The sequence below is a fragment of the Streptococcus infantis genome (assembly GCF_047460405.1).
Lineage (GTDB): Bacteria > Bacillota > Bacilli > Lactobacillales > Streptococcaceae > Streptococcus > Streptococcus infantis_Q.
The window spans coordinates 100,615-123,762 of sequence record NZ_JASHGH010000003.1; the positions used below are offsets into that span (position 1 = coordinate 100,615).

Below are 23,148 nucleotides of genomic sequence, written 5' to 3' on the forward strand. Positions count from 1 at the left end.
GTTTCTCTATTATCGTTTGATTTCTTCCATGATATAGGCTTCAATCACATCATCCATCTTAAGATCATTGTAGCCGTCAATCATGAGACCACCTTCACGGCCGTTTGTAACTTCTTTAACGTCATCTTTATAGTGTTTCAAGCTAGCTAGAGCGCCATCGTAAATAACAACACCATCACGGATAACACGGACTTTAGAGTCACGGGTAACTTTACCGCTGGTAACCATGAATCCTCCGATTGTTCCCACTTTAGATACCTTGAAGGTTTCTCGGATGATCGCTTCACCAATAACTTTTTCTTTAAATTCTGGGTCAAGCATCCCTTTCATGGCTTCTTCCATCTCTTCGATAACCTTGTAAATGATACTGTGGAGACGGATTTCTACATCGTCAGCTTCTGCTTGTTGACGAGCTTGTGGTGTAGGGCGTACGTTGAAACCAACGATAAAGGCATTTGAAGCCTCGGCAAGAGTCACGTCAGATTCGTTGATGGCACCGACAGCTGCATGGACGATAGTAACTTTCACGCCCTCAACATCAATTTTTTGAAGTGAAGCAGAAAGTGCTTCAACAGAACCTTGTACGTCTGCCTTGATAATGACGTTAACTGACTTGAGTTCGCCAGCTTTAAGGGTATCAAAGAGATTTTCAAGGCTGACACGTTGTGTAGCTTGACGTTGCTTCATAAGAGCACGTTTAGCACGTTCTTCACCAGCTGCACGAGCTGATTTTTCATCTTCGTAAACGGCAAAGTGGTCACCCGCCATTGGCGCTTCGTTCAAACCAGTGATCGATACTGGTGTTGATGGTCCTGCAACCTTCACACGACGTCCAAGGTCGTTGGTCATGGCACGGACACGTCCGAAGGTATTTCCGACAACGATTGGATCTTGAACGTTCAAAGTACCTTGTTGAACAAGGAGGGTTGCAACCGCACCTTTACCTTTATCCAAACGAGCTTCGATAACAGTACCGATGGCACGAACTGTTGGGTCTGCTTTGAGTTCTTGGATTTCAGCCACAAGAAGGACAGTTTCCAAGAGTTCATCGATATTTTGGTTGAACTTGGCTGAGATTTCTACAAACTCAGAATCTCCACCCCAGGCAGTTGACATAACACCATGTTCAGCCAATTCACCGATAACACGTTCTGGGTTGGCACCTGGTTTATCAATCTTGTTAATGGCAACGATGATTGGAACATTAGCTGCTTTTGAGTGGTTGATGGCTTCGATAGTCTGAGGCATAACCCCATCATCTGCCGCTACTACCAAGATAGTAATATCGGTAACAGAGGCACCACGTGCACGCATTGAGGTAAAGGCCGCGTGTCCTGGTGTATCAAGGAAGGTAATCTTCTTGCCATTTTCCACGATTTGGTAGGCACCGATATGCTGAGTGATACCACCTGCTTCACCTGTTGCAACACGAGAATTACGAAGGGTATCTAGGAGTGTTGTCTTACCATGGTCAACGTGTCCCATGATGGTAACAACTGGTGGACGCTCTACAAGTTCATCTTCATTGAGATAACCATCTTCAGCGAAGAAACGTTCGATATCAGCATTGTCCACTTCAACCTTTTGTTTCGCATCAATACCGTAATCGACCATGAGGAGTTCGATTGTTTCACCGTCTAAGGACTGGTTTTGTGTCGCCATCACGCCCATCATGAAGAGTTTCTTAACAATCTCAGCTGGTTCGCGCTTGATACGTTTTGCAATTTCCGCGACGGTCATACCATCTGTATATTCAAATTCTGTTGGCAATTCATGGAACTTACGCTCTGTAACAGGTTTTGGTGCCTGACTACGGTTGTTTTTGTTATTGCCTTTTTTATTCTTTTTGTTATTGTTCCAGTTACTATTTCTTTGATTTCTCACTTGATTTTGACTACTTCGATTCTTTTGTTGTTTTCTAGGACCATCTTCTTCGTGATCGAAATCATCACGTTCTTTGTCTGGTCGGGCTTGTTTCTTACGACGTGTATCCACTACAGGTTCTTTAGCTGCAGGAGCTACTTCAACCACTGGTTGAACTTGCTGTACTTGTTCAGCCAATTTAGCAGCTTCTTCAAAGATTTCCTCAGGTTCCTTGCGTTTGTTTGCTTGAGCCAAGGCTTCTTTGGCAGCTTGAGTTTGCTTGAAGCGTTCCTCACTTGAACGAGCATATTCTGCATTTTGCTCTGCCTTTAGAGCAGCTGCACGGGCTTTAAAGTCAATGCGTGGGCCAGCTTGATTTGGACGTTTGTCCTCTTGTTGACGGCGATCATTTCCGCGATTTTGCTGACCTTGTTGTTTTTTTCCTTGATCATTAAAGCGACGATTGTCACGATTTCCTTGACCTTGTTTACCACCATTACGGTTATCATTTTTTTGACGATTTCCATTTTGTTGGTGGTCACGGTTATTGCCCTTATTTTGCTTGCGTCGTTCTGCCTGCTCTTTTGCACGGGCTTCACGCTCAGCCTTAAAGTTTCGACTCTGTGGTTTTACTGGTGCCACTTTTTCTTCTTTAGGGGCAACTGGCTCAGCCGCTTTTGCCTCTTCCTTAGCTACAGCTGGTTTCGCTGGCTCAGATTTCTCGGCTTTCTTTTCTGCACTTGCTTTTTGTTCTGTAGGTTTTGCTTCTACTTTCGGAGTAGCAGACTTAAAGCTGGCAGCGATTTTTGCAGCGACAGCTTCTTCCACACTTGATGAGTGGCTTTTCACATCCAAGCCCAACTCTTTTGCACGCGCTACAACTTCTTTACTTTCTTTTCCAAGTTCTTTTGCGATTTCGTACAATCTTTTCTTAGACAAATCATGTCCTCCTCTTCTATTCCATAAGAGACCTCATTTTCTTTGTAAATCCAGCATCTGTTACAGCCAAAACCTTTCTCGATTTTCCGACTGCTATGCTTAATTCCAGTGTTGAAAACACGGTTACAATTTCTACTTGATAATAATGACTTTTATCTTGAATCTTCTTGGTTAGATTGGGTCCAGCATCATAGGCGAGAAAGACCAGTTTTACTTTCTGGTCTTGGATGGCCTTGACCACCATTTCTTCACCCGAGATGATTTTCCCTGCTCTCTGAGCAAGTCCCAAGAGATTACTTATCTTTTGCTTATTCAAGTCCTAACTCTCTTCTTTTTACTTTGTGATCGACATAGGCAATCAACTCGTCATAAAAGCTTTCTTCAACTTCCATATTAAAGCTACGGTTAAAGACTTTTTTCTTTTTGGCCTCAAGGGCTTCTGCATTGTCTAGTTTGATATAAGCGCCACGGCCATTGGCCTTGCCTGTCGGATCGATAAAGACTTGTCCTTCCTTGTTCTTGACAATGCGGAGCAAATCCCGCTTATCAATCACTTCATTGGACACGACAGACTTGCGCAAAGGGATTTTTCTCGTTTTCATCTTTCCCTCCTCTAGCAGCTTTTATTCTTCGACCAATTCGTCTGTTTCTACTTGGTCAGCTTCTTCTGCTGCTTCCATGGCTTCAAACTCACTTGCAGACTTGATATCGATACGATATCCTGTCAAATGAGCTGCCAAGCGAACGTTTTGTCCACGGCGACCGATGGCAAGAGATAGCTTGTTATCTGGCACAACGACCAAGGCACGCTTGCTGTCGTTTTCATCAAAGATAACTTGGTCAACTTCAGCAGGAGCGATAGCGTTGTAGATAAATTCAGCTGGATCGGCTACCCATTCGATAACGTCGATGTTTTCTTCGATTGGAACCATACGATCGCTCTTAGCATCGTAGCGAGCTGGGTGGAATTTGCTAGTGATTTTCTTAATGTTAGCACCACCACGTCCGACGATTGTCCCGATCGCATCCACGTTTGGATTGTGGCTACGAACAGCAACCTTGGTACGGTCACCTGCTTCACGAGCTACGCTCATGATTTCAACAGTTCCGTCATAGACTTCAGGAATTTCTTGCTCCATCAAGCGTTTGATCATTTCTGGATGGCTACGGCTCACAAATACGTTCACACCACGAGGATTGTCTTCAACCTTGTAGACATAAACTTCGATACGATCATGAGAAGCAAAAACTTCTCCAGGGATTTGGTCTTGTTTTGACAATTGTGCTTCGATGCTGCCAAGGTTGACATAGATAAAGCGGTTGTCAAATCGTTCTACCGTACCAGACATGATTTCTTGTTCATGCTCTTTGTAAGTATTGTAGGTAATGGCACGTGTTTGCTTGCGCATTTTTTCCATGATGGTTTGTTTGGCAGACTGAGCTGCTACACGACCAAACTCACCTGGTGCTTCTTCAAATTTAATCTTGTCCCCAAGCTCGTAAGCTGAGTTAATGGCAAGAGCATCTTTCAAGCTGATTTCCAAACGGCTATCAAATACTTCATCAACAACTTCACGAACAGTATAAACTGTAAAGTCACCTGTCTTTTCGTTGAAATCAATGGCTACACTATCAGACTGCCCATAGCGTCTGCGATAGGCTGAACGAAGTGATTCCACCACTGCATCAATGATGTCTTCTTTTTTGATTCCCTTGTCTTCTTCCAAAATGCGGAAGGCCTCTAGCATTTCTTTACTCATCTTCTATTCACTTTTGAATCTTCAAAAGCTTCCTTTCTTTTACTATAATTTTACTGCTAAACGTGCTTTCGATACCAGACTGTATGGGATTTGGACTGTTTTCTTACGAGTCTTGTCCATATATTCCACCGTCAACTCATCCTCTTCAAAGGCTAGCAAGGTTCCTTCAAAGACCTTTTGCTTATCGATGGCTTGGTAAAGTCCAACATGGATGTATTTCCCAACTGCTCCAGCAACTGCTTCCTTGGTTTTCAAAGGACGCTCCAAGCCTGGACTGGTGATTTCTAGGAAATATTGTTCTGGGAAGGGATCTGGCTTGATAGTATCTAGGACAGGACTGATGATTTCTGTCAAGTCCGCTGTGTCGTTCAAGGTAATTCCCTCTGGTTTATCTACAAAAATACTAAGAATCATGTCACTGCCAATCTTTCCGTACTCGATATCCACGAGTTCAAAGGGAGCTTCAATGACAGGTTCTACGACTTCTCTGACTAATTCTACGATAGTTGCGATTGCGTCCACCTCCTCATAAGCAAGAGGCGAAGATATTTCCCCGCCTCACTTTCTCATATTCTTACTTACAGTATAACACTTTTGACTACTTATGTAAAGTATAAGCACTCAGAAGGCTTGATTTTAAGCTTTTTCTTAAAATTCTGCCTCAACTCGATAGATGACCTGACCCTTACTTGAGAATTTTTCTTCATATTCAGTCATGACATTGCCTTCAAAGTCGCTGGCGTGCAAGTCCAACCAAACTCCATTGAGCTTCATGCCATATTGAGAAAAACTCACTAGGCTATATTCAAACAAGCCACGGTTATCCGTTTTGAAATGAATCTCACCGTGTTCAGGCAAGATACGCTTGAAGGTATCCAAGAAACTCTTATAGGTTAGACGACGTTTTTCATGGCGCTTTTTAGGCCATGGATCTGAAAAATTCAGATACAAGCGATCAATCTCACCATCTTCAAAGTAGTCAGTCAAATCTGAACCATCAACCCACAACAACTTGATATTGGGGACTGCAACTTCCAAAACCTTGTCCAAAGCATAACTCAAAACAGACTTTTGAATATCAATCCCGATATAGTTGATATTAGGGTTTTGCTTGGCCATACCTGACACAAAGGCTCCCTTACCACTACCAACCTCAACATGGATAGGATTGTCATTTCCAAAGAGGTCTCGCCATTTTCCTTTGGCTTCTAAAGGATTTAAGACAACATACTGAGGATTAGCCTCTAGTAATTCTGTTGCCCCTTTACGATTTCTAACTCTCATCTCTTCTTTCCATACTTGTCGCGGAAGATACGCAAGGCATAAATCTCCCGATTGACATTTTCTAGATCTTCATTTGTATAATATTTGGCAATCTGGCTCAAGAAGGATAACTGAGCATACCAAAATAGTTTGTTGATGACTGTTTGGTTGTATTTGTAACCGTAATAAGTCAACCACTCTTTCCACTGATAGTCTGGAATATAGTGACATAGCATATGCGCTACATCAAACATGCGATCCGTTAAACGAACGGAATCCCAATCCACTAAATAAACAAGACCGCTCTCTGTCTCAATCCAATTACTATGTCGTACATCTCCATGAACGATCGTTGCATAATCTTCCCTAAAGTTTGGCAAGCTTCCTCGCAAATCCTCTACTACCATTCTTAGATACTGATTGTTCTTCAAGGATTCTGGAACATCTTTTAACCAAGCCTGAAGCAAGTCTAAAGGTGTTTCTAAAGAATAGCCCAAACGAGTCAATTGCGTCATCAAAGGACGCGAACGATGCAAACGACTCAGAATATTGATAATCTGCTTGCGATTCATATCATAAGGGGTCAAAATTTTACCATTCAACCATTCTTGGGCACACATATCACGCCCATCCGATAAACGGCGAGTCCATAATAATTGAGGAGCGATTTGTTCCTTGGCTAAACCAGGTAGGATTGGAGAGGTGTTCATTTTAATAAAGACGCGCTTCCCATCAGGGTAGCTTCCCATATAAGCTTTTCCGCTTTTCCCAGGTATAGGGGTCAGCGTTAGCTCAATATCACCCAAGTCCATTTCTTTCCTCCGTATAAAGTTTCCTTACTATTCTACTAGTTTTTAGGCTATTCGTCAACCAGTCCAGACCTGATTCTCAAATAAAAGCCTCTGGGGTGGTTTGGATTATCATTATAGAAAGAAAAAGGTAAGCACAATCTCCTACTTACCTTTCATGATTTTTATAAATAAAATAAGAGTGGCCAACTGTTGTAAAACATATGGACTAGAGTAGAAACCCATAGATTTTGGCTCTTTTTATAAGCAAAGCCCAGTAACAAGCCCCCAAGTAGATAAAAAATAAACGAAGGGACATTAGAAGGTCCATGCATGAAAGAAAAAAGAGAGGAAGTTAGCACAAGCCCTAACCAAGAATTTTCAAAAACCGCACCTTGAAGAAGTCCTCTGAAAATGAGTTCCTCCTGGATGGGTCCAAAAACTGAGGTAGTCAAAATCAAAGACAGAGAAATTCCTCTGCTGACTTCCTCCAAGTGTTGAACTCCTGCGCCAGAAGAAACAGCGAAGAAATGAATATAAACTAGCGTCTCAAGCACACTTAGAAGAAAGATTGCAATGAAAAGCAAAAGTTGTTTCTTGCTTAACATCCCAAAAGAAATCATTTCAAACTTTCTAGCATAAGCAACACTCAGCGAGGTTACTAGAAAACTTACAATAATCAATGCAGATTCATTTTGAAAAAAATCCCCATGGTTAATCGTATAAGGAACTGTAATTACGATTATTAGTACTAAAAATCCAAAACAAAAGGCATGAAATTTATCAAAAAACTCCATAAAATTATCCTCCCCACCAAACAGACTTCCTACAAGTCATCCTTTAGTGCTAGTCTTTCCAAAACAAACCATTTGAGTAACCAAAATCCGACCACATAACCAGCCCCTAAGAAGATAGCCATTAAAGATAGCATGGGATTTAGGAAATAAAAGACCACCACAGATACAAAGGTTAGCACAAAAACATTAAAGGCAATGGTGTCAGAAGCCAAATCTAGAATATAGGGTGTCAACCAGTCTAAGGTTTTTGAATCTAGGAAAAATAAGTGTTTATACATGATGACCTCCTGTATGGCTGAAAAGCAAGCCTTTTGGTTTTTTACCCCAAGACCCTATGTAGAAAAGTGAGTAAAAATGGTAAGTTTGCGATGATATTATTAACAATATGAATCGCGTAAGAAGGATAGATACTCTTGGTATAGCGTGTCAAACCACCAAATATACATCCAACTGTTGTATAAACCAGGATGTCTAGTAGACTAGGTAAACTTGAAAAATGGGGTAAGGCGAACAAAACTGACGGAAATAGAATATCCAGTCCCCATCTTGAATTCTTAAAGAAGGCATGTTGAAGCAGTCCCCTACATACCAATTCTTCCATCAGAGGTCCTAGTACGATTAAGGTTAGGTAAACACCGAACTCCGCAAAATTCGTCTCACTATAGACAATAAACAAATTCCAACTTTCGTTTGTTCCCTGAACGTGTTTAGCTGTCAGATAGTTAAAGCTTATAAGAACGACAGCTGCTAACACCGTCAGAACAGAATAGCTCAACCACTTTTTCCTAGGGATACAAAAGAGATAAGCATGACCCGACCTAACCAAAATCCAAATCATCAAGCCAATAAAGAGAAGACTGATGATGTTTCGAATCCAGATGACATTTCCTACCCAAGACGAGAACTCCCAATAATTTCTCCAAAATTGGGTAGTCCAAAACAATCCGAAAAACAAAAATAAATAAGAAATGACTGCACTTGTTTTGAAAAGAATAGAATATTTTTTCATAGAAATTCCCTAATGGCTTTGCTATCGTAACTGCCAACAATTATCATTTATACTCAAATTCAAACCACGTCAGCGTCGCCTTACCGTATATATGTTACTGACTTCGTCAGTTCTATCTGCAACCTCAAAGCAGTGCTTTGAGCAACCTGCGGCTAGCTTCCTAGTTTGCTCTTTGATTTTCATTGAGTATTAATCCTCCAGCATTCAGTCTCGGTAGCTATCACCATAACTTTGATAAGCCAATACATCTACCCTTGTGTACTTTTGTTGCTGTTAAAAACTTTATATTTTTCATCATCTAGGCAGTCAATTCTTTACAAAATGATAGACCATCATCCTTTTTCTACCTAATCATTTTATAAAACTTGATAGTCTCGATGAAAAGCCTTGGCAGATACCACTCTATGATTTGTGAGGTCAAGATAATCTCCTGGATAGCCAAGGACATACATACTATAACCGGCAAAACCTCCTCCTGCCGTTCCGACTAGGCCAATTTTGAGATTGGTTACAAGAGAAGACTGAAGCCCTGCCATTAAAATTCGGACATGTTTGTCTAGCCATACTATGTAATTCTTTTGAAAGGCGTCTTCTACCCAACTTGGTTTCGGAGTATCTTTACCAATTTCCCAAACTTCTACTATTTGATTTTTATATTTTGCTTGCATCTTTTTAATCTTTCTTTTAGGACTCTCACAGGGTTTTTATGTTCTTCTTGCCTGGTCTATGTTTTAGCAGACTATAGATCGTAACAGGGGTACTCACCAGTACAAGGACATGTCTCCAGAGTTCTGTTGAAATCATGAGTACTCTTATACAAAGAACAAGAGAAAGCAATATTATTACAACTCGGGCAAATAAATCTAACAATTCGACATACTTTTTCATACGATTCCTCCTTTTAGAATTATCAAAATAAGGATGCAAGAATTTTGTATTTCACAGATAATACTTAGCAGATATTAATTTAAAACTATTCATTCTATTTAGATGATCCATTCTAGACCTATAAAACTTCTATGTTCAAGATTCAAAGTGGCTTTTTCTCCATTTTTTATTGAACTGAACGAAGATATAAACCGAAGCAAAGTATGCTAGTGCATCCATTACATAATACCACTCATTTCCTCTAAGCGGATAAAGACAAGTTTGCATGATTACATACAAGATGACAATCGTAATTATTTTTTTCGCCATAAGAATAACTCCTTTATTTCAGTTTAGCATTGGTATCCTTGTAACTTTTACACACTCAGTATAGCACTGCTTTTTTAGGTTTTGCATCCAAATCTTAAACGGTCGTCAAAAACTCTTAAATTACAAGAATTTCTCTTAAAAAAGACCAGCAGTCTGAAAACACTGCCTGTAAGTTCTTTTTTATCTTACTTTTTATAATAATTCAAGCCCCAAATGAGCAGCAGCATGATGATTAAGCAGAGAACAGAAGCAATATAACCAATCAGCTGCTGATAGGATTCTACCGCCGTTATACCTCTATACAAACCTATAATCGACATAAAACCTGTCAATCCGATGAACATGAGTTGATTGGTTCTAGGATTGACCAACTCATCATCTTCAAACTTTCTCACTCTCATTTCCCTAGTGAGGTAAACAATCACCAAAATAGAAGACAAGTTGATAATCACTAGAAGCAATTGAAAAACCAAGGAAAAATTTAAAAACTGACGTGATAGAAATAGATAAGTAGAGACAAGCAAGGGCAACTGACCTAGGAACAATCTCGCAAGGAAGATGTTCCGTTTTTTAGCAAGAATAGTTTTCATTTCTTTGCTCCTTTCTTTTTCATTAAAGCAAAATAGATCATAACTGCAATCAGATAGGCTATGGTATAAAATAAATGATACCAATTACTCTCCCCAAGCGGAGACATGATTAGATACAAGATGAAAATGACAAGTATTTTTTGCTTCATAAGATGTCCTCCTAAATGTGTGCTTTATTTTAGTTGAGCTATATCCTTTACACTGCTAGTATAGCACTCCTTTCGGCCTTAATTCCCCCAAATCATGAATGGTCGTCAAAACCTCCTAAATTGTAGAAAAAATGCAAGCATGGAAAACATGCTTGCCCTAATATATCTTAACAAATCAAAACGCACTCATCTTTACTTCCCTTTTTTCTGATACATTCTCATGATAGCTAGGAGGATAAAGGCTAGCCAGCTTGCTAAAACTAGAAGGGTGAGGCCTGTATGTAAGATTTCAGGTGTCCTCTCTATTCGGCTGATAAGACGGACTAAGGAAACCACTGCCATCTGAATGAGGAGCAAGGATTCTGCCCTTACCAATGATGTCTGCTGATTTTCAACTGCATGTAAAAAGGCTGGTAGCAAGACACAGGTTGTAACAATTATAATCAGATTAGCTCCTGTACCTTCTCCCTCCTTGACTAGAGAAAAAATGAGAAGATTTGATAGGATGATTAGTAGAGAACAAGCTATAAAATAGGATTTCTTATTCATATAGGATACCTCACAAACTAGAGTATATATTATTTTTGGTTTCTGAATGATATTCATTATTTTGGTAAGGAGAAAGTTCTTTGTTCAATTCAAGATGTTTCAATAACCATTCAAGATTTGGATGAAAATTTTTTAAAAATAGTACTATACTAAACTTGTCAAAGTTGCAACAAGACAAAAAAGAAATGTATTAATCTTATAGGTTTTATTCATAGTAAATACCTATAAGGTATATTGTATGGACCAAGTTAGAGTGTATATCAATTTTGTAAAATGGGGGTGGGGGCTTGATGAAATTTCAAAACTGTAGTTCGCAATTTGGCCTATGTTTATTTGGTCTGTACATAGTTGTAGAGCATCAGGATTTATTAAACTTTATTATTGGAGGTGTGTTAATTATTACTTCCATTATATCGTGTCATGTTAATTATAAGAAATACAAAAGGAGAAAAAATGATTGATTTAGCTATTAAATTTCAAAAATTAGAAACCTCTCCCGATGGTTGATGATAGAGAAAATTATTTTATACAAGCAATTTACTGTAACTCAAAATTACTTTGATTAACTATTCAGCCATACAGACCGAGAAACAAGAATTCTCGGTCTTATTTTCATCATTCTGTATGTATCATAGTAAGCACCTGACGAAAGACTTGATCTTGACAGGTGGTATTGAGACTGGCATTGGGATAAGTTTCCACAAGCTTCATAACGGTATAGAGACCAACTCCTCTCTCCTCCCCTTTAGAACTAACTCCAAAGGAGAAGATTTCAGAAATATCGATCCCCTCGTCTTTAATGGAGTTTTCGATGATAAAGGTCTCCTGTGCTCCATTTTTTAAAAAGGCGATTGAGACACGAGGTTGACTGGCCTCTGCACTAGCTTCAATGGCATTGTCACAAAGGATAGACACAATAGTCAGAAAATCAAGCAGACTCATACTCTCGACTTGAATCTCCTCAGGAACTTCGACATTAAAGACAATATCCTTTTCTCTGGCTTTTAGAAATTTTCCTGCTAGGAGACTTTTAAGGGCACGATCCCGAATATTCACCAATCTGCCAAGGTCATATTTATTGTCCTGCAATTTTTGGCTAGAGTCCTTCAAGACGGAGTCGTAGACCTCTTTTATCTGCTCCATATCCTCCTCTTCAATGCCCAGACGTAAGCTGGTCAAGAGGTTGGTATAATCATGACGAAAGCTCCGTACTTCCTTGTAAAGCTCCTCTATATGCCGACTATACCGCTCCATATCTCTGTAACGCAAGTCCTGCTCTTGGTTCAGTCTCTCATGGAGTTTGTCCTTCAAATAGGTATCCAATTTCTTGATAATTCCCATAAAAAAGAGCAGGTAAAACACTAGGATGAGATGACGAACAGTCTTTGATTGAATGCTTTGTTCATATTCAAAGAAAGACAGAGTTTCCATGACTAGATAGTAGCCCCCCATTATCCAGTTAATCTTAGTCAGGGACTTTTGAAAAGCTTTATCGAGAATCTCCTTTCTCAAGCTAGTGAAATCATAGTCTAACCATTTCAAAAAGGCTAGAGAAATGAAGAAATTGAAAATTATTATACATAACCCAGTAAATGAGTAGCCATCATATACTTGCCCTTGTCCCAAAAATGGAAGCACAAAATAAGAAACACCTCTATAAAAGAGATTCACCAATATCATTGGAAAGAGACCATAAAAGACAAGGAGTTTTTTAGGAAACCCTCTTAACAATAAGAAAGATAAGCCGATGCCGTACAAGGGTTCCATAAAATAAGATAGGTAAGTATTTCCTACTATATAGCTAATCATTACAAAAACAAAGGCCAATAGTATCTTAAAAAGAAAGGCCTTAAAAATTCTCTCAAAAGTGAGACCAATTCCATCCACCTTAAAAAAAATGACAATTTCTAGTCCCTGAGTAACAAGTGTATACAATATAATCCAAATATTATACATAAGTTCTCCTAACTCAATGCAAGTTATTGATAGCTTCAGACACTTCCCTAACCTTATAACGCGCGATCAGACAGCTTCCACCATTGGGAAAGAAAAGGAGTTTTTCTTTCTTATCCAAACGAACTACATTAGTTGGATTGACTAGAAAAGAGCGATGGCACTGCAAGAGACGAGGCTCCTGCTTGAGAACCTCCTCTAAACTCGCCGTAAATTCTAACCTGTCTGTCTTGGTATAGAGAATAACACGATGGGGTCTTGGGGACGTTTCGAGATAGTAGACCTCTTTAAAGGGATACTGAAATTGGGCAAATTTTGATTTAAAGTAAAAGCAATCTTCCGCCAGACTTTTACTGTCTTGACTATTGGCATAGAGGAGGGCTGTCTCGATACGAGATTCAAATTCCTCTGCCGACAAGGCCTTATCAATGTAGTCCAAAGCTGAAACTTGGTAGCGAAAGGACAGGGGCATAAACTCTGAGTGAGTCGTCACAAAGACAATCAGGGCATAAGGATCCCGATCCCGAATCTTTCTAGCCACTTCCAGACCCTTCATCTCTTCGTTTCGAATCTCAATGTCCAAAAAGAAAAGCTGATGCGCCCCCTTCTCATGCACATCTGCCAGCAGTTGGTCTGGTTTCCCAAAGACTTCAAAAGAACTGGGAATGATACTCTGTTTTTTCAAAAGTTTTTCAATCGTCGTTTCAATTCTAGCTTGTTGGGAAAAATCATCTTCTAAAACAAATATTCTCATCTTCTTACTCTCCTTGTTTCAACCATTTTTGGCGAATTTCTCTATAGCGACGTCTGGAATACTGAACGGCATATCGACCTTCTTCTCCAAGAAAAAGAGTCTTCGATTGGAGTTCCATGGATTTTACTCGTTCAAGGTTGACCAGACAATTTCGATGGCATCTCGTTAAGGTTTCCCCATATTGTTTCTCAAGCTTGCTTAAATTTTGAAACAGATCAAAGCTAGCGTCTTCTGTAACAATCTGCACGGTATGAGCTTTCCTTGGATGCGTTTGGATGTAGTAGATATCCTTTATGTTTAATTTGAAAATTTCTTTCTCTTTTTGGATGATGATATAGCTCATGGATAAAACCTCCTGAAGAGAGGATACCATAAGTCTAGAAATCATTTTTTGCCAAATCCTAAACGGTTCTTAAAAATTCCTAAAGAGTCGAAGTTTTTTCAAAATAACTATGATAACCTTACAACTATTTTATCATAAAATCCCACTATTACCATTCAGGAAATTTCAATGACAATTAAAGATTTGAAAGTAAAAAATGAGTAAAAAGTGATAGGTTAGGATTATAGAAAGACAAAGGCTTCAAACAACTTTAAAACCATCACAAAGGAGGAATTCTCATGACGGATACAAACCCAATCAAAACTGCTCAGACACTGATAACTGAGTTAAACAAAGCTTACCAAGTCTGCAAACAGGCAACAGCTGATGATATCCGCTTTCAGGAGCAACTGGACAATATCCTCCGCTTTCTCTCCAAAACTGAGACAGTGGATAATCGATTCTTGATTGAGCTGGAAAAATTTTACCAAACTTCCAGTCTTCTCCTGGGCCTCAGTGCCCTCAATCCAGATGCTCCTACTCGCGACGCTTGGAGAGCTTATGACCGCTTCCACTTTGACCAAGTCAAAACCAAGTTGAGTCTCTACGGGCCAACCCTTATCTTGTAGTAACTAAAAAGAAGCTGAGACAGATTGAACTCAACTTCTTTTTTAGTATCATATAAGCAATGTTATAGTCAATGAAAATCAAAGAGCAAACTAGGAAGCTAGCCGCAGGTTGCTCAAATCATCGCTTTGAGGTTGCAGATAAAGCTGACGTGGTTTGAAGAGATTTTCGAAGAGTATAAGTCTCTACGGACCAACCATTGTCCTGTAGTAACTAAAAAGAAGCTGAGACAGATTGAACTCAACTTCTTTTTTAGTATCATATAAGCAATGTTATACTCAATGAAAATCAAAGAGCAAACTAGGAAGCTAGCCGCAGGTTGCTCAAAGCATCGCTTTGAGGTTGCAGATAAAGCTGACGTGGTTTGAAGAGATTTTCGAAGAGTATAAGTCTCTACGGGCCAACTATTATCTTGTAGTAACTAAAAAGAAGCTGAGACAGATTGAACTCAACTTCTTTTTTAATATCATATAAGCAATGTTATACTCAATGAAAATCAAAGAGCAAACTAGGAAGTTAGCCGCAGGATACTCAAAGCACTGCTTTGAGGTTGCAGATGGAAGCTGACGTAGTTTGAAGAGATTTTCGAAGAGTATTAGTCCTGCATCTGACGTTTCACCTGATAAGGGAGATACAAGATGTGCAAGACCAGTCCAGCTCCAAGGAGGGCTAGAAGGGCTAGTTTTTCTTGGAGGGTAATCACCCCAACTATCAGTTGAACCAATAAAACAAAACCAGTCAATCCTTGGACAACTGCCTGTAACCCCTTTTCCTTTTGCCCCTTGTCTAGCGGGAAAAGTTGGGTCAAATATTGGTAGTCAAAAGCATGATAGAGGGCCAGCAACTGAAAGAGCAAGAGATAGTTAAATAAAACTACTACTGCTGTCGCTATCCAAGCTTGCTCGATAAAGATCAACGCCAGCAAAGATAGGAAGAGGAGGCGAAGACTGAGGGCAAAAAGATCTCCATTTCGCAGATAAGAACGAAGATAGAGGTTCTGCCAAATCTTGCTCGGCACCTTCTGAACTGCTTTTAGGATAACATCTAGATAAGCTCGTCTCTTGACGCTGTTTGAAATTCCCTTGACTTGGGTAAAGAGGGCAAAGAAACGAAGTAAGAACTGCTTGCGTTTACTTTCTCGGGCAATGACATAATCCCAGTCCAGATGATTTGCACTAAAAAACTTGCTAGCCTTTTTCTGAAACAGGAAATATTTCCCGACTCCCAAAAGAAGAACATAGACCCCAAAAACTCCTAAGCCTAAGCCCATGGCTAAAAATAAAGGAGCAAAAAAGAGCAAAAAGAGAGTCTGTACACTAACCCAAAAGAAGAAGGAAACTGAACTTTGCTTCTGGATGTGTTCTCTCACTTCTTCTTCAGCTACTAAAAGAAAGAGCTTATCAGGCGCTTCCACATAAGTCGCGATTCCACCCCAAAGCAAGAGTAAAACAGAGACAATCCCAATTAAACCTAGGATTGGTAAATGATTCTCAGGGAAATGCTGAAGCAGCTGACTATACTGATAGGCTAGAAAACCTACTAAGACCAGTAAAAACAAGACAAAGTGATCATTGAGCACATAGCGCAGATAACCGACACACTCTTTACGAAAAGCCTGCTTTCGCTTTAGAAACAAGTCTTTCATCGGTCCTCCTCTTTGGTCAAAGCCAAATAGATATCATTGAGACTTGCTTCTGGCATGGCAAAAGCTTGTCTCAGCTCTTCAAGATCCCCTTTAGCTCTGACTTGACCTTTGTGGAGAATGACAAAAGAGTCACACATTTTTTCAGCAGAGTCAAGAACGTGGGTACTCATGAGGATAGACTTCCCTTTTTTCTTTTCAAGATCCAAAAGCTGAATCAAGTCCGAAATTGCCAAGGGATCAAGGCCAAGGAAAGGTTCATCGACGATAAAGAGACTCGGATCCACAACAAAGGCACAGATAATCATGACCTTCTGCTTCATCCCTTTTGAAAAATGAACAGGGAACCAATCCAACTTCTGATCCAAACGGAACATCTTTAAAAGAGGTTCTACACGTTCAAAAGCTAGGTTTTGCTCAATACCATAGGCCATGGCAACCGTTTCGATATGTTCTCTGAGAGTTAATTCTTCGTACAAACTAGGAGTTTCAGGAATGTAACCAATCTGTTGACGATATTCACGAGGATTGGCACCTAAGGTTAGCCCGTCAATGTTTATTTCTCCACTATAAGGTGTCAAAAGTCCAATAATTTCATTGATGGTCGTTGATTTTCCAGCACCATTGAGACCAATCAAACCGACCAACTGTCCACTCTCGACTGTAAAGGACACATCTTTCAAGACAGGAACATGAACATAGCCCCCAGTCAGGTTTTTAATTTCTAACATATTTTCTCCAAATCTGGTATAATGTAGCTATATTATATCAAAATTCAATACAGTAGAGGTAGATTTTATGTCAGATTGCATTTTTTGTAAAATTATCGCAGGAGAGATTCCCGCATCAAAGGTTTACGAAGATGATCAAGTTCTTGCCTTCCTTGATATCTCACAAGTAACACCTGGGCACACCTTGGTCGTACCAAAAGAACACTACCGCAATCTTTTAGAAATGGATGCTACTAGTGCCAGCCAACTGTTCGCCCAAGTACCAAAGGTTGCTCAAAAAGTTATGAAAGCTACCAAAGCTGAAGGTATGAATATCATCGCCAACTGCGAAGAGGTTGCTGGACAAACCGTTTTCCATACCCATGTCCACCTGGTTCCTCGCTATAGTGCAGATGACGACCTCAAGATTGACTTTATCGCACATGAACCAGACTTTGACAAACTTGCCCAAGTCGCTGAAACGATCAAAAATGCTTAAGGAGTCACTATGAAACTATCAAACTTACTACTTTTTGCAGGTTCTGCAGTCGGTTCATACCTCCTCGTTAAGAACCGCCAAGCTATCACTGAAGAGCTTCTAGATACAACTGATCGTGTTGAAGCCATTAAGGATGACTTGGATATCATCCAAGATAGCCTGCAAATTATCAACCAACAAAAAGAACTCATCAAGGAATATCAAAAAGATTTGACCTATAAGTTTAAAGTCCTGGAAAAAGATGTTCAAACGAGACTTGCTGTACTAAAAGAAATGCAGGAAACTGAAGAAAACTAAGGAAAGGGAAACTCCAATTTTCCTTATTTCCCCTTTAAATCCATTTGGGTTAGCAAATCCTAACAGACCAGGGAGGGCATGAAAATGAAACAGTTTTTTAAAGTCCTGACGCGGATCATCCTGATTATTTGTGGTGGCCTCTGCCTTCTTGCAGCCCTAGCATTTCTAATACTGGCCAATCTGTTCAAGGCCTCACCGAGTGACATCCGAGAAGGAAATGAAGCCTTAAAACAAATCTTCATTTCCCTTGACCTGCCTCCTGAGAAAGTAGAATCAAATGGAAGCTATCAATTCGAGGGTGGAGGCTTAGATTTTTATGTGACTTTCTCTGATGAGGTTGTCAATAGCCACCCAGTTCTAAAAGAAAGTCCAAACCTCACTAAAAACCGACTCAAAGTCTATGTCCTAAACACAGGAGATATTTCCTACCATTCAGTAGAAGACAACTTATTCAATCATGGTTTATCCCAATTTTTAGAGGAGGAAGGCGAGAAGTATTTCCGAGAAAATGGAAAGAAATCACATTCTTCTTACACAATTCTAACTTTAAATGATCTGGAAAGCATGAAAAAGGGGATCTCATTCTATGAAAAAGCTTTGACCTTGGTGGATATTCAGGATAATTCGGCAATTAAGCACATTGATACCGTCACCGTGAAACCTGGCAAGGAAGCGGAACTCAAGCACCTCATCCAGGAGATGGATGAGGCTGGCTTACTCACTCAAAAATATCAATAACAGACTAGTCTGAGAATGATTTCTCCCATGCTAATACTCTTAGAAAATCAAATTCAAACCACGCCAGCGTCGCCTTGCCGTACTCAAGTACAGCCTGCGGCTAGCTTCCTAGTTTGCTCTTTGATTTTCATTGAGTATAACATTCTAAAGATTGCACGAAAAAGAGCCCGAAGGCTCTTTTTACTTTATGCTTTATTCTCCTTCAAAGGCATCCTTAATGTGGTCAAAGAAGCCTTTTTTCTTTGGATTTACTTTTAAATCACCTGCAGCTGCGAATTCTTTCAAGGCTGCTTTTTGGCGGTCATTCAAACCTGTTGGGGTAACCACATTGACAGTAACGTATTGGTCACCAAGGGCACCACCACGAAGGCTAGGCGCACCTTTACCACGTAGACGGAATCGTTTACCAGTCTGAGTTCCCTCTGGGATAACCAATTCAACATCACCGTGAACTGTAGGGATGTCTACTGTATCACCAAGTGCTGCTTGAACAAAATTGAGGTTGAGATTGTAGAAGATAGTGGTTCCTTCACGTTCAAACTTATCACTAGCTTCAACTGAAACCACCACGTACAAGTCACCATATGGTCCACCGTTAAATCCTGCTTCACCTTGACCAGCTAGGCGGATCTGTTGACCTGTTTCCACACCAGCAGGGATTTTAACATGCACACTATGTGCTTGCTTTTCATGCCCTGTTCCATGACAGGTTGTACATGGGTCTTTGATTTCTTGACCACGGCCATGACAGACATCACAGGTTACCTGGCGACGCATCATACCGAGAGGTGTTTGGGTATCAACATTGATCACACCTGAACCATGACAGCGTCCACAAGTAACTGGACTTGTTCCAGGTTTAGCACCAGACCCATTACAAGTACGACAGCTAGCTTCACGATTGTATTTAACTTCCTTTTCTGTACCAAAGATGGCTTCTTCAAAAGTCAAATGAACGCGATACTGGAGGTCGTCACCTTGACGAGGGGCGTTTGGATTACGTGATGCACCGCCACCACCAAAGAAGCTTGAGAAGATATCCTCAAATCCACCAAAGCCACCAGCTCCATCGAAGCCACCGAAACCGCCTGCTCCACCAAAGCCACCGTTGGCTCCAGCCGCACCATATTGGTCGTAAGCAGCACGTTTCTGTTCATCGCTCAAAGTTTCATAAGCTTCTTGAACTTCCTTGTACTTGTCCTCTGCTCCAGGATCCTTGTTGATATCTGGATGATATTTTTTAGATAATTTCCGATAGGCTCTCTTGATCTCATCTTGAGATGCATTTTTCGAAACGCCCAAACGGTCATAAAATTCAGTATTGTTCATACAAGATACTAAGAGCGAACAGAAAGCGACTGAAATTTAGGAAACCGACAAGAAATCCTGATTTCTTAGGAGGTTTATCTAATTTCCAAGCTTTCCGCTCGAGTTCAATTCCCCGAACGCTCTTTGTTCCTTTCTATTGATGTTGTAAATCAAACCACGATGTAGGTCGGGTTCAATTCCTTTCTTTCATATTGAGTAAGAAACTTTAGAACTCGGGTTCAATTCCCCGAACACTCTTTGTTCCTTTCTATAATTTTCATGTAATCTTTAGAGGATGTTTTCTATACTTCGCTTCACTTGATCAAACTCCTAGTCTGATAGAGTAAATATCAAATCCTCTTCAGCATACTCGTTCTGTTCTTTAAAATAGTTGTCAGTATTTTCTGCCAAACCTAGACTAAGAATTACTTTTCTTGCAAACTCTTGGTGCGCAAAGCCTATAGCCGTAATGATTTGTTTATCTTGCACAAGCACTTTCGGTTGGAAATTCTCACGTAGAAGAAATTCAAAATAATCAAAGAAGTTTTGCCAAATTCCACCTGTAAATTTCGTATCGTTCAGCAAACTTGCTTTCGCTAATAAAAGAGGCGCTGAAGAAATGGCTGCAATCAAGACATCTCGCTCACCAAGGTCCCTCAAGAACGAAATCAATTTCTCATCCTGTAGGGCAGATCCTATGTTTACCATTCCTGGCAAAATCACACAAGAATACTCTTCTATACGGATCTGATCTAGTGTTTTCGTTGGTTGACAGGGCAAACCATCCTCAGAGACCACCATCGAGTGATCTGAAGCGACATAATCAATCGTGACGTCAAAAGACAGAGCTAAAGTACTCGTTAAAGCGGTTATTTCATAAAGAGAAAAATTAGGATAAATGATACAAAGTACTTTTTTCATACGCAACATCCTCTATTTTACCGAAAAACAGAGGCTGGGTTGCAACCTCTGGATTTCTCGTTTTTAATCAACTAATCCTGACAACATCTTATCTAGTTCATCAGCAAGATTCAATTCTAATAAGTTGGAATACAATTTTACTAAATTAGGAAGTTCTTGACGATCTACATCAATCCTATCTACACCATTTTCATCCACAAAAATGTTCGTTTTACCATACTCATCATTTAAACCAATGCGAAATCCACCATTAACTACGGTAGTATTCATAGAGAAATCTCCCACATACCAATAATGACCATAGTATTTCTCTACCAAATAAACTGCCTCAATTAGATCTTCTAGGCCTTGCTCATAAAAATATCGATTAATACGATCTGCGATAGATTGCTCATCAATAGGATTTTTTTTAAGCGCTTCAATTGTTTCTTTTAACATTGTATATCCTTTATTACTTCTCAGTAAACTCTCCGTCTACGACGTCATCGCCTGCGTTTCCTGTTGCTTGTGCGCCTTCTGCTCCTGCTTGTGCTTGTTGGGCTGCTGCGGCTTGTTCATAGAGTTTAACGGCAAGTCCTTGTGCTTTTTCGTTCAATGCTTCAAGTTTTGCTTTCATTTCGTCCAAGTTGTTGTCTTCTTGGGCTTTCTTAAGCTCATCGAGGGCAGCTTGGGCAGCATCACGTTCTGCATCGAAGCCTTTACCTTCAGTTTCTTTGATTGTCTTTTCAGTCGCAAAGATTGCTTGGTCTACTTCGTTACGAAGGTCAACTTCTTCCTTACGTTTCTTATCTGCTTCAGCGTTTGCTTCTGCATCTTTCATCATGCGATCGATTTCTTCGTCTGTCAAACCTGAGTTAGATTGGATAACAATTGTTTGTTCTTTTTGAGTTCCAAGGTCTTTTGCCTTAACAGATACGATACCGTTTTTGTCGATGTCAAATGTTACTTCGATTTGTGGGATACCACGAGGTGCAGCTGGGATATCTGTCAATTGGAAACGTCCAAGAGTCTTGTTATCTGCTGCCATTGGGCGTTCACCTTGAAGAACGTGGATATCAACGGCTGGTTGGTTGTCTGCTGCAGTTGAGAAGACTTGTGATTTAGATGTTGGAATAGTTGTGTTGCGGTCGATAAGTTTTGTAAATACTCCACCCATTGTTTCGATACCAAGTGACAATGGCGTTACATCAAGAAGGACAACGTCTTTTACATCACCAGTGATGACACCACCTTGGATTGCAGCACCCATAGCCACAACTTCATCAGGGTTCACTGATTTGTTTGGTTCTTTACCAGTTTCAGCTTTAACAGCTTCTACAACGGCAGGGATACGAGTTGAACCACCGACAAGGATCACTTCGTCGATATCTGACAAGCTCAAACCTGCATCTGAAAGGGCTTGACGAACTGGAGTTTTCGTACGTTCTACAAGGTCACGAGTCAAATCATCGAATTTAGCACGAGTCAAAGTCATTTCCAAGTGAAGAGGTCCAGCTTCACCAGCAGTGATGAATGGCAAGCTGATTTGAGTTGAAGTCACTCCAGAAAGGTCTTTCTTAGCTTTTTCAGCTGCGTCTTTCAAACGTTGAAGAGCCATCTTGTCAGCTGACAAGTCGATGCCGTTTTCTTTCTTGAATTCTGCTACTAAGTAGTCGATGATTTTTTGGTCAAAGTCGTCACCACCGAGTTTGTTATCCCCTGCAGTTGCCAATACGTCAAAGACACCATCACCCAATTCAAGAATAGATACGTCGAATGTACCACCACCAAGGTCGAATACCAAGATTTTTTCTTCTTTGTCTGTCTTGTCCAAACCGTAAGCAAGAGCTGCTGCAGTTGGTTCGTTGACGATACGTTCTACTTCAAGACCAGCGATTTTACCAGCGTCTTTTGTTGCTTGACGTTGAGCATCATTGAAGTAAGCTGGAACTGTGATAACAGCCTTGGTTACTTTTTCACCAAGGTATTCTTCAGCGTAACCTTTCAAGTATTGAAGGATCATAGCTGAGATTTCTTGTGGTGTGTATTCTTTACCGTTTGCAGAAACTTTTTCAGAAGTACCCATCTTAGATTTGATAGAGATGACTGTATCTGGGTTTGTTACTGCTTGACGTTTTGCAGCGTCACCAACGATGATTTCACCGTTTTTGAAAGAAACTACAGATGGAGTTGTACGGTTTCCTTCTGGGTTTGCGATGATTTTTGATTCAGTTCCTTCAAGAACTGCTACTGCTGAGTTTGTTGTACCTAAGTCAATACCGATAATTTTAGACATGTGTTTTTCTCCTTAAATTTTAATTCGAATTTTGATTTTTTGATATTTCCCTTAAGTGGTGGGGACGTGAGCAACTCCCTTCGGGATTTCATCACTTATTTTTGAGCCTATTGTCTCAAAAATTCCCTGTTTCAGTAGCAGAAGCTACTGAAACTTTCACCACGGCGGGAAATATCTTCCTTGCAAGCCTCCGGCTTG

The 23,148-nt window shown here is 40.2% G+C and carries 27 protein-coding genes; 4 read left to right on the plus strand and 23 right to left on the minus strand.

Annotated elements, in window-relative coordinates; translation table 11 throughout:
- Positions 1-9 precede the first annotated feature (9 nt).
- From infB to QM928_RS02330, 17 genes are all read right to left on the minus strand, one after another.
- Positions 10-2,802 (minus strand): translation initiation factor IF-2, encoded by a 2,793-nt coding sequence (infB, locus tag QM928_RS02250; RefSeq protein ID WP_414294469.1) that lies wholly within the window; start codon positions 2,800-2,802, stop codon positions 10-12.
- Positions 2,803-2,818: 16 nt separating this feature from the next.
- Positions 2,819-3,118 carry a YlxQ-related RNA-binding protein gene (locus tag QM928_RS02255; RefSeq protein ID WP_414294470.1) on the minus strand — a complete coding sequence of 100 codons (300 nt, stop codon included), beginning with the start codon at positions 3,116-3,118 and terminating at the stop codon, positions 2,819-2,821.
- Entirely contained in the window at positions 3,111-3,404 is a 294-nt protein-coding gene (gene rnpM / locus QM928_RS02260) for an RNase P modulator RnpM (protein ID WP_000857560.1), read from the minus strand. Before rnpM ends, QM928_RS02255 begins: the two co-directional genes overlap by 8 nt.
- Before the next feature lie 21 nt (positions 3,405-3,425).
- Complete coding sequence (gene nusA, locus QM928_RS02265; RefSeq protein ID WP_049504279.1) at positions 3,426-4,562, minus strand: transcription termination factor NusA; 1,137 nt, start codon at positions 4,560-4,562, stop codon at positions 3,426-3,428.
- Between the two features lie 42 nt (positions 4,563-4,604).
- Positions 4,605-5,084, minus strand: a complete 480-nt coding sequence (gene rimP / locus QM928_RS02270) for a ribosome maturation factor RimP (protein WP_070460205.1) — start codon at positions 5,082-5,084, stop codon at positions 4,605-4,607.
- Positions 5,085-5,210: 126 nt separating this feature from the next.
- Positions 5,211-5,846 (minus strand): tRNA (guanosine(46)-N7)-methyltransferase TrmB, encoded by a 636-nt coding sequence (trmB, locus tag QM928_RS02275; protein WP_049508543.1) that lies wholly within the window; start codon positions 5,844-5,846, stop codon positions 5,211-5,213.
- Positions 5,843-6,637, minus strand: coding sequence for a cell cycle regulator CcrZ (gene ccrZ / locus QM928_RS02280; protein ID WP_414294471.1), 795 nt, complete (start codon positions 6,635-6,637; stop codon positions 5,843-5,845). The genes trmB and ccrZ overlap by 4 nt, the downstream gene beginning before the upstream one ends.
- Positions 6,638-6,798: 161 nt before the next feature.
- Positions 6,799-7,410, minus strand: coding sequence for a CPBP family intramembrane glutamic endopeptidase (locus QM928_RS02285; protein WP_153225106.1), 612 nt, complete (start codon positions 7,408-7,410; stop codon positions 6,799-6,801).
- Between the two features lie 29 nt (positions 7,411-7,439).
- Positions 7,440-7,688 (minus strand): immunity protein BlpZ, encoded by a 249-nt coding sequence (gene blpZ / locus QM928_RS02290; RefSeq protein ID WP_153225107.1) that lies wholly within the window; start codon positions 7,686-7,688, stop codon positions 7,440-7,442.
- Positions 7,689-7,729: 41 nt separating this feature from the next.
- Positions 7,730-8,419 (minus strand): lysostaphin resistance A-like protein, encoded by a 690-nt coding sequence (locus QM928_RS02295; RefSeq protein ID WP_414294472.1) that lies wholly within the window; start codon positions 8,417-8,419, stop codon positions 7,730-7,732.
- Between the two features lie 356 nt (positions 8,420-8,775).
- Complete coding sequence (locus QM928_RS02300; RefSeq protein ID WP_414294473.1) at positions 8,776-9,087, minus strand: role in replication; 312 nt, start codon at positions 9,085-9,087, stop codon at positions 8,776-8,778.
- Positions 9,088-9,801: 714 nt separating this feature from the next.
- Positions 9,802-10,206: an immunity protein gene (locus tag QM928_RS02305; protein ID WP_414294474.1), complete on the minus strand. Its 405-nt coding sequence runs from the start codon at positions 10,204-10,206 to the stop codon at positions 9,802-9,804.
- Positions 10,203-10,355 (minus strand): hypothetical protein, encoded by a 153-nt coding sequence (locus tag QM928_RS02310; RefSeq protein WP_414294475.1) that lies wholly within the window; start codon positions 10,353-10,355, stop codon positions 10,203-10,205. The genes QM928_RS02305 and QM928_RS02310 overlap by 4 nt, the downstream gene beginning before the upstream one ends.
- A 192-nt stretch (positions 10,356-10,547) precedes the next feature.
- Entirely contained in the window at positions 10,548-10,904 is a 357-nt protein-coding gene (locus tag QM928_RS02315) for a hypothetical protein (protein ID WP_414294476.1), read from the minus strand.
- Between the two features lie 615 nt (positions 10,905-11,519).
- Complete coding sequence (locus tag QM928_RS02320; RefSeq protein WP_414294477.1) at positions 11,520-12,860, minus strand: sensor histidine kinase; 1,341 nt, start codon at positions 12,858-12,860, stop codon at positions 11,520-11,522.
- Between the two features lie 13 nt (positions 12,861-12,873).
- A complete protein-coding gene (locus QM928_RS02325) occupies positions 12,874-13,611 on the minus strand; it encodes a response regulator transcription factor (protein WP_414294478.1) in 738 nt (245 codons plus the stop codon).
- 4 nt (positions 13,612-13,615) lie between these two features.
- Positions 13,616-13,954, minus strand: a complete 339-nt coding sequence (locus QM928_RS02330; RefSeq protein ID WP_414294479.1) for a LytTR family DNA-binding domain-containing protein — start codon at positions 13,952-13,954, stop codon at positions 13,616-13,618.
- Positions 13,955-14,232: 278 nt separating this feature from the next.
- Here QM928_RS02330 and QM928_RS02335 point away from each other — a divergent pair, with 278 nt between their 5' ends.
- Complete coding sequence (locus tag QM928_RS02335) at positions 14,233-14,562, plus strand: helicase BlpT (protein WP_414271042.1); 330 nt, start codon at positions 14,233-14,235, stop codon at positions 14,560-14,562.
- Between the two features lie 593 nt (positions 14,563-15,155).
- Here the strand turns inward: QM928_RS02335 and QM928_RS02340 are convergent.
- The gene (locus QM928_RS02340) at positions 15,156-16,205 is read right to left on the minus strand and encodes an ABC transporter permease (RefSeq protein WP_414295024.1); all 1,050 of its coding nucleotides are present in this window, start codon (positions 16,203-16,205) and stop codon (positions 15,156-15,158) included.
- Positions 16,202-16,933: an ABC transporter ATP-binding protein gene (locus QM928_RS02345; RefSeq protein ID WP_049508263.1), complete on the minus strand. Its 732-nt coding sequence runs from the start codon at positions 16,931-16,933 to the stop codon at positions 16,202-16,204. The genes QM928_RS02340 and QM928_RS02345 overlap by 4 nt, the downstream gene beginning before the upstream one ends.
- Positions 16,934-17,000: 67 nt before the next feature.
- Between QM928_RS02345 and QM928_RS02350 the strand changes: the two genes are divergently transcribed.
- The 3 genes from QM928_RS02350 (at position 17,001) to QM928_RS02360 (ending at position 18,446) form a co-directional block, all read left to right on the plus strand.
- On the plus strand, positions 17,001-17,411 hold the full coding sequence (locus tag QM928_RS02350) for an HIT family protein (RefSeq protein ID WP_414262386.1): 411 nt from the start codon (positions 17,001-17,003) through the stop codon (positions 17,409-17,411).
- Between the two features lie 9 nt (positions 17,412-17,420).
- Positions 17,421-17,708: a hypothetical protein gene (locus QM928_RS02355; RefSeq protein WP_414295025.1), complete on the plus strand. Its 288-nt coding sequence runs from the start codon at positions 17,421-17,423 to the stop codon at positions 17,706-17,708.
- An 84-nt stretch (positions 17,709-17,792) separates the two neighbouring features.
- Complete coding sequence (locus QM928_RS02360) at positions 17,793-18,446, plus strand: hypothetical protein (RefSeq protein WP_414295026.1); 654 nt, start codon at positions 17,793-17,795, stop codon at positions 18,444-18,446.
- 192 nt (positions 18,447-18,638) lie between these two features.
- Here QM928_RS02360 and dnaJ read toward each other — a convergent pair whose 3' ends face one another.
- The 4 genes from dnaJ to dnaK all read right to left on the minus strand — a co-directional run bounded on the left by dnaJ (position 18,639) and on the right by dnaK (position 22,950).
- Positions 18,639-19,775: a molecular chaperone DnaJ gene (dnaJ, locus tag QM928_RS02365; RefSeq protein WP_060955286.1), complete on the minus strand. Its 1,137-nt coding sequence runs from the start codon at positions 19,773-19,775 to the stop codon at positions 18,639-18,641.
- Between the two features lie 309 nt (positions 19,776-20,084).
- A complete protein-coding gene (locus tag QM928_RS02370) occupies positions 20,085-20,675 on the minus strand; it encodes a DJ-1/PfpI family protein (RefSeq protein ID WP_414295027.1) in 591 nt (196 codons plus the stop codon).
- A 63-nt stretch (positions 20,676-20,738) separates the two neighbouring features.
- Positions 20,739-21,113 carry a hypothetical protein gene (locus QM928_RS02375; protein ID WP_414295028.1) on the minus strand — a complete coding sequence of 125 codons (375 nt, stop codon included), beginning with the start codon at positions 21,111-21,113 and terminating at the stop codon, positions 20,739-20,741.
- A gap of 13 nt (positions 21,114-21,126) precedes the next feature.
- Positions 21,127-22,950 (minus strand): molecular chaperone DnaK, encoded by a 1,824-nt coding sequence (dnaK, locus tag QM928_RS02380; protein ID WP_414295029.1) that lies wholly within the window; start codon positions 22,948-22,950, stop codon positions 21,127-21,129.
- Between the last annotated feature and the right edge of the window lie 198 nt (positions 22,951-23,148).